General features: G+C 30.9%; 12 protein-coding genes. 11 read left to right on the forward strand and 1 reads right to left on the reverse strand.

Features of this window, described 5'->3' with window-relative positions:
* The first annotated feature begins 90 nt into the window (after positions 1-90).
* Together QWY78_RS07350 and QWY78_RS07355 are read left to right on the forward strand one after the other, a co-directional pair.
* Positions 91-504: a WG repeat-containing protein gene (locus QWY78_RS07350; protein WP_290218101.1), complete on the forward strand. Its 414-nt coding sequence runs from the start codon at positions 91-93 to the stop codon at positions 502-504.
* A 17-nt stretch (positions 505-521) separates the two neighbouring features.
* Positions 522-3,185, forward strand: coding sequence for a hypothetical protein (locus QWY78_RS07355; protein WP_290218103.1), 2,664 nt, complete (start codon positions 522-524; stop codon positions 3,183-3,185).
* 20 nt (positions 3,186-3,205) lie between these two features.
* On the opposite strand, the gene QWY78_RS07360 is transcribed toward QWY78_RS07355, so the two are convergent.
* The gene (locus tag QWY78_RS07360) at positions 3,206-3,547 is read right to left on the reverse strand and encodes a hypothetical protein (protein ID WP_290218108.1); all 342 of its coding nucleotides are present in this window, start codon (positions 3,545-3,547) and stop codon (positions 3,206-3,208) included.
* Between the two features lie 347 nt (positions 3,548-3,894).
* On the opposite strand from QWY78_RS07360, the gene QWY78_RS07365 reads away from it, so the two are divergent.
* From QWY78_RS07365 to dinD, 9 genes are all read left to right on the forward strand, one after another.
* A complete protein-coding gene (locus QWY78_RS07365; RefSeq protein WP_290218111.1) occupies positions 3,895-5,118 on the forward strand; it encodes a site-specific integrase in 1,224 nt (407 codons plus the stop codon).
* Between the two features lie 255 nt (positions 5,119-5,373).
* Entirely contained in the window at positions 5,374-5,652 is a 279-nt protein-coding gene (locus QWY78_RS07370; RefSeq protein WP_290218116.1) for a helix-turn-helix domain-containing protein, read from the forward strand.
* Between the two features lie 75 nt (positions 5,653-5,727).
* Positions 5,728-6,966: a primase-helicase family protein gene (locus QWY78_RS07375; RefSeq protein WP_290218119.1), complete on the forward strand. Its 1,239-nt coding sequence runs from the start codon at positions 5,728-5,730 to the stop codon at positions 6,964-6,966.
* Between the two features lie 221 nt (positions 6,967-7,187).
* A complete protein-coding gene (locus QWY78_RS07380) occupies positions 7,188-8,063 on the forward strand; it encodes a DUF8464 domain-containing protein (protein ID WP_290218121.1) in 876 nt (291 codons plus the stop codon).
* A 251-nt stretch (positions 8,064-8,314) separates the two neighbouring features.
* On the forward strand, positions 8,315-8,770 hold the full coding sequence (locus QWY78_RS07385) for a plasmid mobilization protein (protein ID WP_290218124.1): 456 nt from the start codon (positions 8,315-8,317) through the stop codon (positions 8,768-8,770).
* Positions 8,767-9,906 (forward strand): relaxase/mobilization nuclease domain-containing protein, encoded by a 1,140-nt coding sequence (locus QWY78_RS07390; RefSeq protein ID WP_290218127.1) that lies wholly within the window; start codon positions 8,767-8,769, stop codon positions 9,904-9,906. The genes QWY78_RS07385 and QWY78_RS07390 overlap by 4 nt, the downstream gene beginning before the upstream one ends.
* Before the next feature lie 464 nt (positions 9,907-10,370).
* Complete coding sequence (locus QWY78_RS07395; RefSeq protein ID WP_290218130.1) at positions 10,371-13,472, forward strand: metallophosphoesterase; 3,102 nt, start codon at positions 10,371-10,373, stop codon at positions 13,470-13,472.
* A gap of 393 nt (positions 13,473-13,865) precedes the next feature.
* Complete coding sequence (locus QWY78_RS07400) at positions 13,866-15,434, forward strand: type I restriction-modification system subunit M (protein ID WP_290218135.1); 1,569 nt, start codon at positions 13,866-13,868, stop codon at positions 15,432-15,434.
* 14 nt (positions 15,435-15,448) lie between these two features.
* Positions 15,449-16,288, forward strand: coding sequence for a DNA damage-inducible protein D (gene dinD, locus QWY78_RS07405; protein ID WP_290218137.1), 840 nt, complete (start codon positions 15,449-15,451; stop codon positions 16,286-16,288).
* Positions 16,289-16,415 lie beyond the last annotated feature (127 nt).

Consider the following 16,415-nt stretch of genomic DNA (forward strand, 5'->3'; position numbering starts at 1 on the left):
ATGAGATTGTTCATGTATTTAAGTGATTGGTAGTCAGGTAAATATACGATTTTTTAATCAAATGAACAATCTTTTTTCCTATATTTCTAAATGCACAACGGGTATTCTAAGTTTATTGTAAAGAATAAAAAAACAGGTTTGATTGATCACGAATCTTTTAAAGTAACGATTCCACCAGTTTATGATAAGTTTCTATATTTGAATGGCTTAATATTCGCTAAGAAAAATGGGAAAGAAGGAATCATAACGGAAGACGGAAAGGTTTTGTGCGATTTTATTTATGATGAAATTTATCCCAATGCAAGTGATTTCTACGGATATAATAAAGATGAACCCAGAATTTATGCTAGAAAGGGAAACTCCTATTTTCAGATTGATGCAAAAGGAAAAGTATTAAAATCAGACATCAATAAAAAAACAGTAATCGAAAATAGTCAAAGGCCTGCTGTAATTTACAACCAAGTTAATGAACCGTCACTTCCTCCAAAACCGGCCAAATACTAATGTAATTTTTAAGATAGATGAAGAAAAAATATATCCGTTTATTTTCAATCATTTTTGGGATTCTGCTGTTGCTTTTTCTCATTTTTAACTTTGGACTGAATTTCTGGCTCAAAAATAACTTGCCAAAATACATCAAAAATAATTCGGAATATATCATTACTTATCAATCGTTGGATATTGATGTTGGTACCGGCAACATACGGTCAACCGGAATCACCATTAACACTCAGAATCCAGACCGCACCGATAAAATTGGATTACAAGGAACTGTAGATACACTTGCGATTTCACGCTTGGGAATTTATAAATTGATTTTCCAAAACAAGATTTCCACAGAAAATGTATCGCTCAAGAACCCAAACCTTAATCTAATTCTGGCGAAACCCATTGATGAAAAAACCGGGAAGAAGACCAATCCAATTCGTTTTAAAAATATTGAAATCAGCAACGGGAACATTCAGATTTTTAGACATACCAAACAGAAGTTTTTATCGGTAAAAGAATTGGATTTGAATATTCAGAATCTTAAAATGACCGAAAAATCCCTTGATAAACAATTGCCATTTGCTTTTGAAAAATACCATGTTAAAGGAAAGAATATCTTTTTTCGACCAGATAACGTTTATGCATTTACCGCTCAATCGATTTCAACAGAAAACGGACAAATGAAAGTCAAAAGATTTGCCATGGTTCCCTTATTATCTTATCAGAATTTTCTAAAATATTATCCTAAAAAGCGAAATCTCTTTGATGTAAAAGCCATGGAGATGAGTTTTAAAGACCTCTTTATTAAAAATGAAAAGCTTGCTCTTAGTGATGTAAAATTTGAAACGCCGGAAGTGGTGATATTTACCACAAGTGAAAAATCGAAGGAAAAAAAGAAAAGCTTCACTTATAATGTCGATTTAGGCAATGTACTGCTGAATAATGCAAAAATTAGTATTTTAAAATCCGTTAATCAGCCTTTATTTTCGGTTGAAAATCTTACGATGAACATCAGCCGGCTGGTGATGAATGATGAAACAGCAAAAGGAAATATTCCTTTTAAATATGAAAATTTTGAGATCAAAGGAAAAAACATCAATTATAATTCAGATCATGAAATTATAAAAGCTTCCAGCATATCTCTTCAACCACGATCTGCAGATTTACAATTGATTTCCGTAAAACCTAGGGGTAATCGTGCGCAAAAAACAAGTTTGAATCTTGAGGTACAGCGCGTTCAACTTCAAATAAATGATTGGGAATTTATTGATAATAAATTGAAATTAAATGTTCAAAAGCTTTTCGTCCATGAATTAAACGGAACGGTTAAAACTCCTGATCATACCCAAAAAAGGAAACCGACTTTTGAGGAGATTCAATTTCCTTTGCTGGTTAAAAATGTGGTTTTAAAGAATTCTAATTTGGTTGTAGACCATAAAAATCAACCATTGGTTTTTAAAGATTTGAATGCGAATATTCAAAACATCGAAATGAATTCGCAAACCATCAAAGATGAAATTCCTTTTAAAACAGGTTTTTACAGTTTAACTACCAGAAATTTTACTTATAAAACCAAATTCTATAACCTCTCTGCTTCGCTTTTAAAATTAAATAAAAATGGAGTCGAGGTTTCTAATTTTGCGATGAAACCTTCCGTTTCGCGCGCGCAATTTATCCGTATGATTCCTACTGAAAAAGATTTATATGATCTGAAAGCGAGTCAAATTACCGCCAAAGGAAAATGGGATTTATTTGCAGAAAGTAAATTTCTAAATCTTGAAAATGTAACGTTAAATAAAGTAGACGCCAAGATCTTCCGCAGTAAAATTCCTGCCGATGATTTAACAGAAAAGCCAATGTATTCGCAATTATTGCGATCCATAAAATTCCCGGTTTTCATTACAAATTTAGATATTAAAAACGCACTGCTGGTCTACGAAGAAGATACTAAGAAAAGTGATGGTCCCGGAAGATTAAGCTTTAGTGATTTTCATTTAAACGCTAAAAATATCAACTCGGCGAAAATGGCTGGAAAGCCTACGATTGTTCCCATCACGATACAATGTAAGTTTATGGACGTTTCGCCAATGAAGGTGAAATGGAGCTTTGATACGGCGAATAGAAATGATGCGTTTGCAATCTCCGGAAATATTTCTGACTTAGCAGCATCACGTATTAATCCTTTTATTGAACCCTACTTGAAAATTCGTGCGACAGGTTTAATTTCTGATTTGATTTTCGATTTTAAAGGCTCAAAACATGATATCCATGGTAGTTTAAAAATGGCTCACCAAAATTTAAAAATTACCATTTTAAAACAGACAGGAGAAAAAGACAAAATCCTTTCTGCAATTACGAACATTTTTGTGACCTCCAATTCTGGAAATTTCCCAGCATCGGCAGAAGTTGAGCCTGTAGAACGGGACAAAACAAAATCCTTCTTTAATTTATTTTGGCGCGGAATTGAACAGGGCTTAAAGAAAACGCTCATCGGTAAAAATGCACCGAAAACAGAACAGTCGATTAAAAACACGATTGGCAATACCAAATCTGCCTTGGAACAAAATAAAATTGAGCTGAAAGAAACGAAAACGGAAGTGAAAAAAAAGATTCAAAATATTAAAGGAAAAGTGCAGGAAAAGAAAGAAACGGGATTTTTCAATAATCTTTTCAAGAAAAAATCCGATTCGACATAAGCGATTCGGATTTTATAATTTTACTGAAAATCGTATTCCGGATTATCTTCTACGGGTATCTTTCGGAGGAAATCATCAAACTCCTCGCCGGTATAATTGCTTTCACTGCCATAAGAATCTAAGATGGTCGAAATGAGACCCTCTTTATCTTCGAGTACATAAAGCACAGCGTTGTCATCCGGGTTGCTATCTCCTTCAAATCTGTACGATTTTATTATGCATAAATCTTCCGGTAGATAGGTTTTTTCATTTTCTCCCAATACCATTTGCTTTTCGTCATTCATACAAATTTCTTTGGTGATTCCCCGTTTTGCCAAAATGGTCAAAACTTCTGATAAAGTCTTTAAATTGTGATTGCCCATGATTTTTGATTTTATTAGAACCAACAAAAAAAGTACCATTAGCAGATTAAAAATGCGGAACCCTTGGCTTTGATTTTTTTATCTAATGGAATATTGCCCAAAAAGAGTGGTATGAAAAATAGAAAAGCCTTGCTAATCAATCGATTAACAAGGCTTTAAAGTACCTCGGACGGAGGTGCATTTATTTTTTCATAATATTTAGTTACCTTTACGTTATAATAGTACGCTATTATTGATATAAAGTGTGGTTAATTTTAAATTATTTCATCACATTTAGTTTGTTTTATTTTAGTTTTAACCACCCTTTTAGCCACCCTTTAACCAGTTTTAATTAATTTTATTAGATAATGAAGATCACTTTTGAATTAAGAAAAGAAAAAGTAACACAAGATGGTTTAATTCCTATCCAGATCGTTGTGAGGGCTGAAGGAATAAGAATTCGTAAAAATACAGGTTTCAGCACGAAAGAAGTTTTTTGGAATGGTTCCAGAGTTAAGCCTGGAAACAAGAGAGAAGATAATAATTATCAAGTTATAAATGATGAATTACAAAAATTAGAGGGTAGAGTAAGTGACATATTCTTATTTCTTAGAATAAACAAGCTGGAATTTTCCAAGAAACTTTTTCTGGAAAAATATGAATCAAAGGAAGAGATAACAGTTTCTCCCGAATTAGATTTCTTCAAATGTTTTGATGATTATATTGACAAGGGAAAACCAATTAAAACTTACAATACCATCAAAGGCCAAGTTACTGTCAGAAATTACATTGAGATTTTTGCTAGAGAGAAAGGATTTAAAATAACATTTGATATTATTGATGAAGATTTTTTTGATTTATTACGCGATTATTCTTACAAAACAAAAGAAATTAAGCAAAATTATTTTTGCAAAATAATCAAGGTTCTTAAGTCTTTTCTGAACTGGGCGACTGATAAAGGATACAATACCACGCGAGATTTTGAGAAATTTAAAGCTTCCGATCACGATATTGATATCATTTATTTGTCATTCGAAGAATTGATGAAACTTTATAAGAAAGATATGAAGAGCGATAAACTATCTCAGGTTCGGGATTTTTACTGCATGGGCTGTTTTACAGGATTACGTTTTTCAGATCTTTCGAAATTACACCTTGCTAATATTTCTGATGATCATATTGTGATCTCTATCCAGAAAACTAAAACACAAAATCACGCTATAAAACTAAACAAATACGCAAAAGAGATTTTAAATAAATATAAAGGCACGATCTACGAACCATTGCCGGTAATCTCGTCGCAGAAATTTAATGAATACATCAAAGATTGTTGCGAACTGGCAGAAATCAACCAGTCATTTACAATTCATTGGTTTGTGGGAAATCAGAAAAAATCTCTTACCCAACCGAAACATAGATTTATCACAAGCCATACTGCAAGAAAAACTTTCATTACCAATTCTCTTCTTTTAGGAATGGAACCAAAAGCCATCAAGAAAATTGCAAATATTAAAAAAGATGCGGTTTTAGATAAATATATGAAAGTTACCGAAGCATTTACGGATGAACAAATGGATAAAGCATGGGGATAATAAATTGAATTTAATCTTTTATTTCAACTGTTAAAATGAGTTAAACTTTAATCTATTTAGTTAAAAACAGTTAAACTTTTAATTTCTAAAAAAGGCTAATCTGGCTTAATCTGGATTAGAAAAGAAATAAAAAAGTCTAGTCTGGATTAATCTGGACTCATCTGGATGGTTGGAAAGTAAATGTAACCATTTGATTAATAGATATTAAACTGATAATATTGCATTAGAATTTAAACAAATTTAAAATACAATAATATGTCGGTACAACTTTATTCACATTCCAAGAGCGATCTTGAAAAGGCTGTGGAAATAATTCTCAACAAAGCAAAAGACTTTAGATTACCAATAGAATCTGAAGGTGAAAAACCAGAAGATCTAATTTCTCAAAGCGAAGCTGCAAAATTCTTGCACATTTCAATGCCAACAATCATTGATTGGCGAAAAAATAAAGATTTACCGCACTACAATTTCAATGGAAGATTCTTTTATTCTAAAAAAGAACTACTTCAGTACGGGAAAAACAAGCGCATCTAATTCCTAAAACTCACACCTAAATTTTCCTCAATAAAATCCGAATTAGCAATAGTCGGACGAATTAAACCTACAAAAATGTCACAAGAAACCCCCTATTTAAGAGTCGGAACTTCGTATTACAAAACCATAGAGAAACCGTTGATTTCTGGCGATAAAATTTCAATTTTAGTTCGTTGGAATCGGGAAACCATTGTGAGCGATCACGGTAAAACCTATGTTTCTGTGATTCCAAAATATGATGGATTTTGTTGTATTCCGAATCATTTAAATTATCAAAAAGTGGTGGAAGGTTTTTATAATATGTACAATGAAATCCCGTATCAACCATATGATGAGAATTTAGAACTTCATGATTTAAAAGAAAAAATTCCATTTACTTTAAATTTTATGGATCATATTTTTGGTGAACAATTAGAACTCGGTTTAGATTATTTGAAAATTTTATTGATGTTTCCAACGCAAATTCTGCCGATACTTTGTTTGGTTAGTAAAGAAAGAGCAACCGGAAAAACGACCTTTATCAAATGGTTGAAAGCGATTTTTGGCTTGAATATGACATACATCAAAGGAGATTCTTTCGGAAGTCAGTTTAATGCAGATTGGACTTCAATGTTGATCGTTGCTATTGATGAAGTTTTTTTCGATAAAAAAGAGATTACAGAACGACTGAAATACCTTTCCACAACTGATAAAGATAAAAAAGAAGCCAAAGGAAAAGACCGAGAAGAAATCGATTTTTTCGCCAAGTTTATTCTTTGTTCCAATAATGAAGATAATTTCATTCAGATTGATGAAAATGAAATCCGGTTCTGGATTATCAAAATAAAACCCATCAAATCTGAAAACACAGAATTTCTTAAAAATCTGAATTGTGAAATCCCTTATTTCCTTAAATATTTAATTCAAAGACCATTTTACAGCCACAAGAAAACGAGAATGTGGTTCACTCATACAGAAATTAGAACAACTGCACTTCAAAAATTAGTTTGGAAAAATAACAATAAACTCGAATCCAGAATTATAGAACTTTTGTTTGAATTTTTTGAAAGTGTAGAAGATCAAGAAATCAATGTGATTCCGCAAGACATTCTGAATATGCTCAATAAAATGTTCAAAAGCAGTTACTGGACCATCAATGATGTTCGAAAATTATTAAAGGAAATCTGGAAACTCGAACCGCAACAAAATTCTTTGGCTTACATCAAATACGACATGGATTATGGCGGAAGTTTTTTTCAACAGAATAAGACAGGTCGCTATTTTTCCATAGAAAGGAATTTTATTTCTGAAAAATTTGATGAAATGATGAGATAATTGATAATGAAAAGAAAATCAATGACTTACAACTCATCAAAGTACTCATCAAATTTAAAAATCTTGTTTTTTGATGAGCGTTTGATGAGCAAATAAATTGAAGTTTGATGAGATGATGAGCGTTTGATGAGTGTATAACTGTATGATATACAATTAAATACAGCGTTTCCTCATCAATTCATCAAACTTTTCCCAAAACTCAACCCCTAAACTTTACCGCAATGAACTGCACACAATTTAATAAAATATCGGTAGAAGAAGTCCTGCAATCTCTTGGACATTTTCCCACAAAACAAAATGAAAAAGAAGCATGGTTTATAAATCCTTTTTCTAAAGAAATCGACGCTTCCTTTAAAATTAATAAAAACCTCAATTACTGGTATTTATTTTCCGAAGGAATTGGTGGAAATAATATCAATTTTATGAAGAGATATTTAAACGCTTCCATATCTGAAGTTTTAAACTGGGCAGAAAATCAGAATTTTTCTTCTTTTCACCAGCAATCCGGTAATTATAAATTATTCAACCTTTCCAAAACTTATAAAATATTAGAGGTGAAAGAAATTCAGCATCCTGCTTTGTTACAATATTTAAAAAGCAGAAAAGTGGAAAATCAAAAACACTTGATTCAGGAAATTCATTATCAAATGAATGACAAGAAATATTTTGGAATTGCTTTTAAAAATGATTCCGATGGATATGAAATTCGGAATGCTTATTCTAAAATTTGTTTAGGCAAAAAAGACATTACCACCATAAAAAATAACTCAAAATCACTTCTGATTTTTGAAGGTTTTTTTGATTTTCTCTCTTTTAAAAATATTGAAAAATCATTAGAAAATGAAGTTTCAGATTACATGATTTTGAATTCAGTTTCGATGATTTATAAGATTAAAAATTCACTTAAAAATTATGAAAAAATAGACCTCTATTTTGACAATGACGCAGCCGGAAATCGCGCCGTTGAAATCATTAAGAATGAAAATAATGAAGCAGAAGATTGTCGGGTTTTATATTCCGATTTTAAGGATTTGAATGATTGGTTGATTCATAAAAATCCATTAATTGAGAGAGAAATAAAATACAGTCGAAGGTGAACAAAATAGTAACAGGTTAAAAATAATGGTAAAATACGACTAGGATAAAAACGTGAGTAATTTGAATACAGGTCTACTGTACGGAACCTGCGTAAAATGAATTAGGGTAAAATATGGTAGAATTTTAGTGCAAAAAGTACCCATTGTTTACAAAAAGCGCGTCACGCTTTTTTGCAAAAAATGGATGTTTTTGATTTCTTCCTATCGTCTGAAATACAATTAAAATAAAAATGAGTAAAAAATAAAAAAAAATGAAAACAGACAATTTAAAAATATTTATTGAAAAAATGGCTCAAGAAAACGAGCGAAAAATCAATGCTGAAAAAAGAAAAAAACACTTCCAAGAAATTGGTCGAAAAGGAGGTTTGAAATTGAAATCTAAACAGCAATTATCTAAGATAATTTCATTTCGATTGTCGGATTTGGAGTATAAAGATAGCCAGCAAAAAGCACAAAAATTTAATCTGAAATTATCTGCTTATTCAAGAATGATTCACCTACGAAAAGAACTGAAAATCAATGAATTTAAAATTGACGAAATCTTGCTTCAATATGTAAATAATTCTAAAAAAATCACCAATCTTATGCGTCATCGAGAATGGAATATGTTTGAAAATAAGAAAGAAATTTTAGCAAAAATTGAAGCTACAAATGATTTGATGTATCAATATTTATATTCAAAAATGGACGAAAGAAACAAACAATGAACAATTCTGCAACAACCAGAATGATTTCAAAAATCGCTTTGGAATACAACGGAAACGACAAAGGAATGGCTAAACTTGCGGCAGTTAATTTTCTTTTGGGCAGCAAACCAGAAGATCAATTTCAGGAAATGAAAATCGTAGCAGATCGAAATTCCAAAGTGAAGAAATGGGCGTTAACAGGATATATATCGCCTCCAGAAGAAATTGGAAAATCGCTCTCTGATTCAGAATTGACCGACATTGCGATTGAAGCATTGAAGAAAGTTGGCGTTACAGAACTTAACCAATTCCGTTTGGATATTCATAATAGCACAAAACAAAAACACATTCATTTTGTGGTGAATAGAATGAATATTCATGGAAAATGCACGGTAAAATCGCATAGAATTGGAGAAAGATTCGGTGAAGCAGTCCGCCAAATTTGCAAGGAAAGAAATCTGAAAACCGATGTTGAAATTGGAATTGAGAAGAAAGCAGAAATGATGAAAAACCTTACAGAATCTTTGCGAACATCCAATAATTTTGAAGAGTTAATTTCAAAAATGAAAGCAAAAGGTTTTGATGTGCAACTTTCATCCAATGTAAAAGATGGCATTTCTGGAATGCGAATCATTATGGAAAAAGACAAGAACCCTAATACAGAGCGACAATACAAAGCAGGTTACACGCTTTCTCAAATTTCAAATAAATTAAAAATTTCAGAAATTAAATTGCTTTTTGAGATTAAACAAACGTTTTCGAAAAATCTACAGACTGCTAAAAATTTGAATGACCTCCAACAAAAAATGCAGCAAGATGGTTTCAAAATGAGGTTTCAATACAAAGGAGAATACAAATCAAATCAGAAAAATGAAATTCAAGATGTTTTTATAAATAAAATCTATCAAAATGTACAAAACCAACCAAAAGATGGCTTTTTTAATAAGAAATTCGGTGGATTTTCACTTTCTGCAATTGATAGTAATTTTGCTGATATTGGCGATTTAAATTCACGTAATCAAACCATAACAATTTCCTCCAAAAAGGCAGAAGATACTATTTTAGAAGTTGCAGAAGAACTGATTGAAGATGTTTTGAAACCAACTTTTGTTGCACCGCAGGAGGATGATTGGTGGAAAAAGAAGAGGAGGCGGTAAGAGATCTTTTTGAAAGAAGAAATAATGATTTAAGTGAACGGACTTACAACGGACTTACTTCCCAATAAATTAGTATTTCTTATGTGCCATTTTAGCGTGGCACTTTATGTGAAATAAAAATCGTATGGCGTGTAATGCCTGTCATTAAGCAATTTATCGAAATTCTTTTGTGCCACTTATGTGCCAAAAACTACAGTATTTCCCAAAACCCTTCTTTTTTGCTACCAGATCTTTTAATGATATTTTGATCTTTTAAATCAGTAAGAATCCTATTTATCGTGCGAACTGAAATACTTAAGCTTTAACCCATTTGACCAATAGTAATTTTCGAATCATCTTTAATCAAATCCAAAACTTGCTGCTCAACATTTATTCCTAGTGCTGAGTAGAAATATTACATACAATTTTAGTAAAGTCGTATATTTGGCTAACTAAAATGTTTTCTTCCAAAAATTTAAAAGCACATGATAAGAATTATACATATATCTGATTTACATCTAGAAAGTGAAAAGCTCTCAACAGAAAAAGAAAATTTGATAGTTGCATTGGCTCTTGATTTAAAAAAATTTGTAAATGATGAAACATTACTTTTTTTTACTGGTGATTTGATTGATAAAGGCGCGGTATTATTTGAGGATAAGCCAAACGCTTTCAAGTTTTTTGAAGAAAATTTTTTAGATATTATTATATCTGAAAACCCCAATTTAAAAGGAAAGATCTTTTTGACGCCTGGAAATCATGATGTTTTTAGATACAAGATAGATGAATTTGGAGAAATTGGTATAAAAAGTAAACTAATTGACACCCAAAGTTTAGATAATTTTGTCATTGAAAATAGAGTAAATTCAAAACATTTAGAGCGTTTAGAAGATTATAAAAAATGGGAAAGTAGTTTTTATAGTAAATATAATACTATTGATGTATCCAATTTTGAAAATTCTTTTATATTGACCATAGATAATCTTAAAGTGGGAATTACTTGTATAAATTCTTCTTGGCTATGTAAGGATGATGCAGATAAGGAGAGTTTACTTATTGGTAAAAATCAAATTGATAATTCACTCAAGCAGATTCGTCATTGTAACGTAAAACTGGCGCTTTGTCATCATCCAATTGAATTTCTAAAAGAATTTGATAAAGAGAATTTAAAGTTATCATTATATAAAAACTATGATGCTCTTTTCACGGGTCATGTTCATGAATTATCATCATTATACACACAAGATTTGTTAGGGAATATATTTATTTCAATAGCCAATTCAACAATTGGAGATTGTCCAATTGAACGAAAGTTTGTCAATGGTTATACAATTTTAGATTTAATTCCAAATAAAGAAATTACAACACAATATCGAAAATACGTTGAAATACACGAGAAGTTTGTACCAAATACTGATATTGGTACAGAGGATGGTTCAAAAAAATTTCAAATTTTAAAAGATGAAAAACTTATTGTTTTTGAAGAAAAACAAAAAATTATACAAACTATAGAAAGTCGATTTGTAGAAAAATTAAATGATGATATTATTATGTCATCAAGTAGTACAGATGTCATTTGTTCTATTGATAATCTTTTTGTTGAGCCTACAATTTTAAATAACCCTCAAGGAACATTAAGTGAAGAGGAAACAATTACATATTCCATCGACAAAATTTTAGGAAGTAATGAGAATTTTATAATCTTCGGAGTTAAAGAGTCGGGGAAAACTTTACTATTAGATAAAATGTTTCTTGAATCTATAAAGAGATTTAATTATTTCAAGAAGTTTCCAGTTTTGCTTAAATTTAGTGATTTTAAGTCAAATGAAATTTTGAGAATAATAAGAGAATTTCTTGCTATATCACCAAAAGAAATAGAAGAATTTTTACAAAATAATGAAGTATATTTATTTATAGATGATATAAATTTCAATGATAAATTTTCAGAAAAAATTGAAAATCTTAAAAAATTATTAATAGAATTTCCCAAAATACAACTTATAACTTCATGTGATTTAGTATTAGAGAATGTTATTCCTACAGAATATCTGGATCATAATGATATACTCAATGCAAACATTGCGTTTATTCAAAATTTCTCTAGTAAAGAAATAAAACAACTTATTCAGAAATGGCATCATGGTAAAGAGATAGATTTACAAGATAAAATGGAAAAATTGATAAAGAGTTTTGTAGATTTTGGTCTTCCAAAAACGCCATTATCTGTAACGCTATTTTTATGGATTTTTGAAAAACAAGAAAAGAAACCAATAAATAACTCTGTTTTAGTAGAATTATTTATTGAAAATCTTTTAGAAAAAACAAATATTGAAAACATTTACAGTGAAACTTTCGACTTCACAAATAAAAAGAGATTACTTTCGTTTGTTGCACGGTTTATGTACGAAAATGGAGATGAAGATTATAATTATTCAATTGATTATGTGGAATTACTGAAGTTTTTTAAAGAGTATTTAGAATCGAGATTTCCGGGACAGCCTCAAAAAGTTTTAGGAGATTTTATCAAAAGGGGTATTTTAAATTATCAAGATGAAAATCAAATCAAATTTAAGTCTGCGTTTTTCTTTCATTATTTTTTATCGCTACAGTTTGATTATGACAGTAAGTTCAAAAAACATGTGTTTACCGATGATAATTACTTAAGTTTTATTAATGAAATCACTTATTATACGGGATTAAAAAGGGATGATGAAGACATATTGAATTTTGTTCAAGCTAAACTTGTTGATGCGTTTGGTGATATAAATGATGATGTTAGGGAGAATCATGAAAAAGTTGATAAAGTATTAGAGTCCAAAAAAGAAACATCTATTACTTTTCAAATTGATGAAAAAAAGTCTAATCAAAAATTAACAGAAAAACAATTGGAAGATGTTTTTGATAACACTTTATCTAAAATCCCTGTCTCTAAAACGATAGAAAAAAAAGAGACCAATATACAAAAGGATAATATTCAGATCGATAAAATTCTAAAACTAGCATGTAATGTATTAAAGAATAGTGAAGACGTAGATAGTTTTGATTCGAAGAAAAAGGCATATAAAACAACTTTATTAAGTTCAATTTCTTTTTTGATGCTGTATAGAGATTCTTTAATTATGCATTATCTAAAATTTCAAAAACAACCAGAGAATTTTCCTAAAAATATAAATTTTAATCTTTTTATCAGAGTAATTCCACTAATTCATCAAGTCGTCATTTATAATTGGCTCGGCACACAAAAACTACGACCAGTAATAATTAGTAAAATTGAGGAAGATAAAAAAACAGTGAATATTTCAGATTTTGAACGATTTCTATCTATTTATATTTATAGCGATATAAGAGGTGCGGATTATCCGATAATAATCGAAGAGTATTTAAAAACCACAAAATTTAATTATACTAAAGATTTATCTTTCATCAAGATCATGTCATACTTCCATTTACGAAATAACGGAAAAACGCTGGATGATTTCTATTTGAAAATATTAGCGAATATAAGGCAAGAATTGGGCTACATAGATAAATCTAAAAAATCAAGTTTTATGCAAAAAATAAGTGATGAAAAAAGGAAAAAGAAATGAAAAATAATATAATTGACTCAAATAAGAATTAATAAAATTTTATAATTGACATCTCAAATTCTATTGATTTTCTATAGCGTATTATTGAGTATTAGCTTGCAGAATTTCAGTAGAATCTGATTTCAGTTTTTGTTTGGAGATTTGCACTTGAATCTAAACTTTATATCGCAATAGGAAGAAGATGGTTGGAAATGAAATTAGGTTATGATAAAATAGGATCGATTTTACTTTGAAAATTTTGTGAAAAGCGCCCCATAAAGTTCATTATAACATAATTTGATAACGACAGTATACAAGAATCTTTAGTATTTCAAAATAAAAAAACATTCTGAAATACCTAATTTACCTAATTAGCCCCAATTTTCTCTATATTTGGGAATCTCAATAAAAAACATGTCAGAAGAACAAAAAAGACAGTTGCAGCAGCAACTTTGGAACATTGCCAATACACTCAGAGGGAAAATGGATGCTGATGAATTTCGGGATTATATTTTAGGATTTATTTTTTACAAATACCTTTCAGAAAAAATTCATTTTGCAGCCAATAAAATCTTAATAGATTCTGGGGAAGAAATCGACTATAATGATGTGGATGAATCCACTGAAGCAGGCAAAGAAATTGTACAAGCAATCTATGATGAAGTGGTAGAAGATTTGGGATATTTCCTGAAACCTTCTGAACTTTTCAGTAATATTGCTAAAAAAGGTTCTGGAAAGGAAGAGGGCAAATCTAATTTTATACTTCCCGAACTTTCAAAAATCCTTACCAATATTGAGCAATCCACACTTGGTACCGACAGTGAAGATGATTTTGATAATCTTTTTGAAGATTTGGATCTAACCTCTTCGAAACTTGGTAAAACAGAAGTAGAAAAAAATACGTTAATTTCTAAAGTTTTGTATCATCTTGATGAAATCGATTTTAATCTTTCCGATAGCAATGCAGATGTTTTAGGTGATGCTTATGAATATCTTATTTCCCAATTTGCAAGTGGCGCAGGAAAAAAAGCGGGAGAATTTTACACACCTCAACAAGTTTCTACTATTTTGGCGAGAATTGTTACGAGTAGAAAAACGCAGTTAAAATCAGTTTATGATCCGACTTGCGGAAGTGGATCGTTATTGCTTCGTGTTGCTCGCGAAGCCAAAGTAAGCGATTTTTACGGACAGGAAATGAATCGAACCACTTACAATTTGGCTCGGATGAATATGATTTTGCATGGTGTGAATTACAGTAATTTCGATATTAAACAGGAAGACACACTCGAAAAACCGCAACATCTGGACAAAACTTTTGATGCAATTGTTGCCAATCCTCCTTTTTCTGCAAAATGGAGCAGTAATGAATTGTTGCTTTTAGATGAACGTTTTTCCCAGTACGGGAGATTAGCGCCTGCTTCCAAAGCAGATTTCGCTTTCATTCAACACATGATTCATCATCTTGATGAAAACGGAATAATGGCGGTTGTAATGCCACACGGAGTTTTGTTCCGTGGTGCTGCAGAATTGGAAATCAGAAAATATTTAATTAAAGAAAAAAATTATTTGGATGCGGTGATTGGTTTGCCTGCCAATATTTTCTTTGGAACAAGCATTCCCACGTGCATTTTAGTATTTAAAAAATGTCGCGAAGAAAACGAAGATGTCCTATTTGTTGATGCAAGCAAGGAATTTGAAAAACAGAAGAATCAAAATGTATTGCTTCCAAAGCATATCAATAAAATAGTTGATATGTACCAGGATAGAAAGTCAGAAGAAAAATTCTCTCACCTTGCAACTTTGCAGGAGATCTCCGAGAATGATTATAATCTAAATATTCCCCGTTATGTAGATACTTTTGAGGAGGAAGAGGAAATTGACATTCAAGCAGTAATGGCTGAAATCAAAGATTTGGAAGCCAAACGTTCTCTACTTGATGACGAAATAAATGTTTATCTAAAAGAATTGGGATTAGTTTTTTAATAAAATACTGAATTATGAAATCAGAAGAAATACAACAATTATTCGTACAATTTGAAGCGGTAGCTTCTGAATTAGAAGGTGTGGAATGTTGGAGTGCGAGAGAATTACAATTCTTACTTGGCTATAGCAAGTGGGAAAACTTTGAGAAAGTAATTCAAAAAGCAAAAGACGCTTGCAAAAATGCAGGAGAAGTAGTGGAAAACCATTTTCCTGATGTCAGGAAAATGGTAGAGATAGGATCAGAAGCAGAAAGAGCTATTTCGGATATTGCATTAACCAGATATGCTTGTTATCTAATTGCGCAAAATGGTGACAGTAGGAAAGAACAAATTGCATTTGCGCAAAATTATTTTGCAGTACAAACACGTAGAGCCGAAACAGTAGAGCAAAGACTTCTGGAATATGAACGTATAAAAGCGAGAGAGAAATTAAGCCAAACCGAAAAACAACTTTCAGGAATTTTGTACGAACGTGGAGTTGACAACCAAGGTTTTGCGATAATAAGAAGTAAGGGAGACCAAGCATTATTCCGTTTGAGTACGCTTATGCTAAAAAAGAAAATGGGAATGCCTATTAATCGTCCTGTTGCGGATTTTCTTCCAACAATCAGCATCAAAGCAAAAGATTTGGCAGCTGAAATGACAGGATTAAATGTACAAAACAAAGATCTAAAAGGACAAACAAAAATTGAAAAGGAACATATAGATAATAATATTGCCGTAAGAGATATGCTTACCAAAAGAGGAATTGTACCCGAGAACCTACCGCCAGCTGAAGATGTAAAAAAACTACAACGAAAAATGAACAGTGATGAGAAAAACCTATTGAAAGAAAATAAAAAGAAAGGTAAATAGGACAACAAGGTAAAAAATCCTCAATGTTTATAGCAGTAACAATAGATAACCAAGATGGCAAAACAAGATAAAAGTGTAAATAATTTTCCAAATTTGAGATTTCCAGGGTTTGAGGGAGAGTGGGAAA

Origin of the sequence: Kaistella yonginensis, assembly GCF_030409525.1 — a bacterium.
Taxonomy (GTDB): domain Bacteria; phylum Bacteroidota; class Bacteroidia; order Flavobacteriales; family Weeksellaceae; genus Kaistella; species Kaistella yonginensis.

Bases quoted from the DNA above. Each gene is read 5' to 3' on its own strand.
- QWY78_RS07385 (WP_290218124.1), top strand. From the start codon at position 8,315: ATGAAAACAGACAATTTAAAAATATTTATTGAAAAAATGGCTCAAGAA.
- QWY78_RS07370 (WP_290218116.1), top strand. From the start codon at position 5,374: ATGTCGGTACAACTTTATTCACATTCCAAGAGCGATCTTGAAAAGGCT.
- QWY78_RS07375 (WP_290218119.1), top strand. From the start codon at position 5,728: ATGTCACAAGAAACCCCCTATTTAAGAGTCGGAACTTCGTATTACAAA.
- QWY78_RS07355 (WP_290218103.1), top strand. From the start codon at position 522: ATGAAGAAAAAATATATCCGTTTATTTTCAATCATTTTTGGGATTCTG.
- QWY78_RS07365 (WP_290218111.1), top strand. From the start codon at position 3,895: ATGAAGATCACTTTTGAATTAAGAAAAGAAAAAGTAACACAAGATGGT.
- QWY78_RS07350 (WP_290218101.1), top strand. From the start codon at position 91: ATGCACAACGGGTATTCTAAGTTTATTGTAAAGAATAAAAAAACAGGT.
- QWY78_RS07390 (WP_290218127.1), top strand. From the start codon at position 8,767: ATGAACAATTCTGCAACAACCAGAATGATTTCAAAAATCGCTTTGGAA.
- QWY78_RS07395 (WP_290218130.1), top strand. From the start codon at position 10,371: ATGATAAGAATTATACATATATCTGATTTACATCTAGAAAGTGAAAAG.
- QWY78_RS07380 (WP_290218121.1), top strand. From the start codon at position 7,188: ATGAACTGCACACAATTTAATAAAATATCGGTAGAAGAAGTCCTGCAA.
- QWY78_RS07360 (WP_290218108.1), bottom strand. From the start codon at position 3,547: ATGGGCAATCACAATTTAAAGACTTTATCAGAAGTTTTGACCATTTTG.
- QWY78_RS07400 (WP_290218135.1), top strand. From the start codon at position 13,866: ATGTCAGAAGAACAAAAAAGACAGTTGCAGCAGCAACTTTGGAACATT.
- dinD (WP_290218137.1), top strand. From the start codon at position 15,449: ATGAAATCAGAAGAAATACAACAATTATTCGTACAATTTGAAGCGGTA.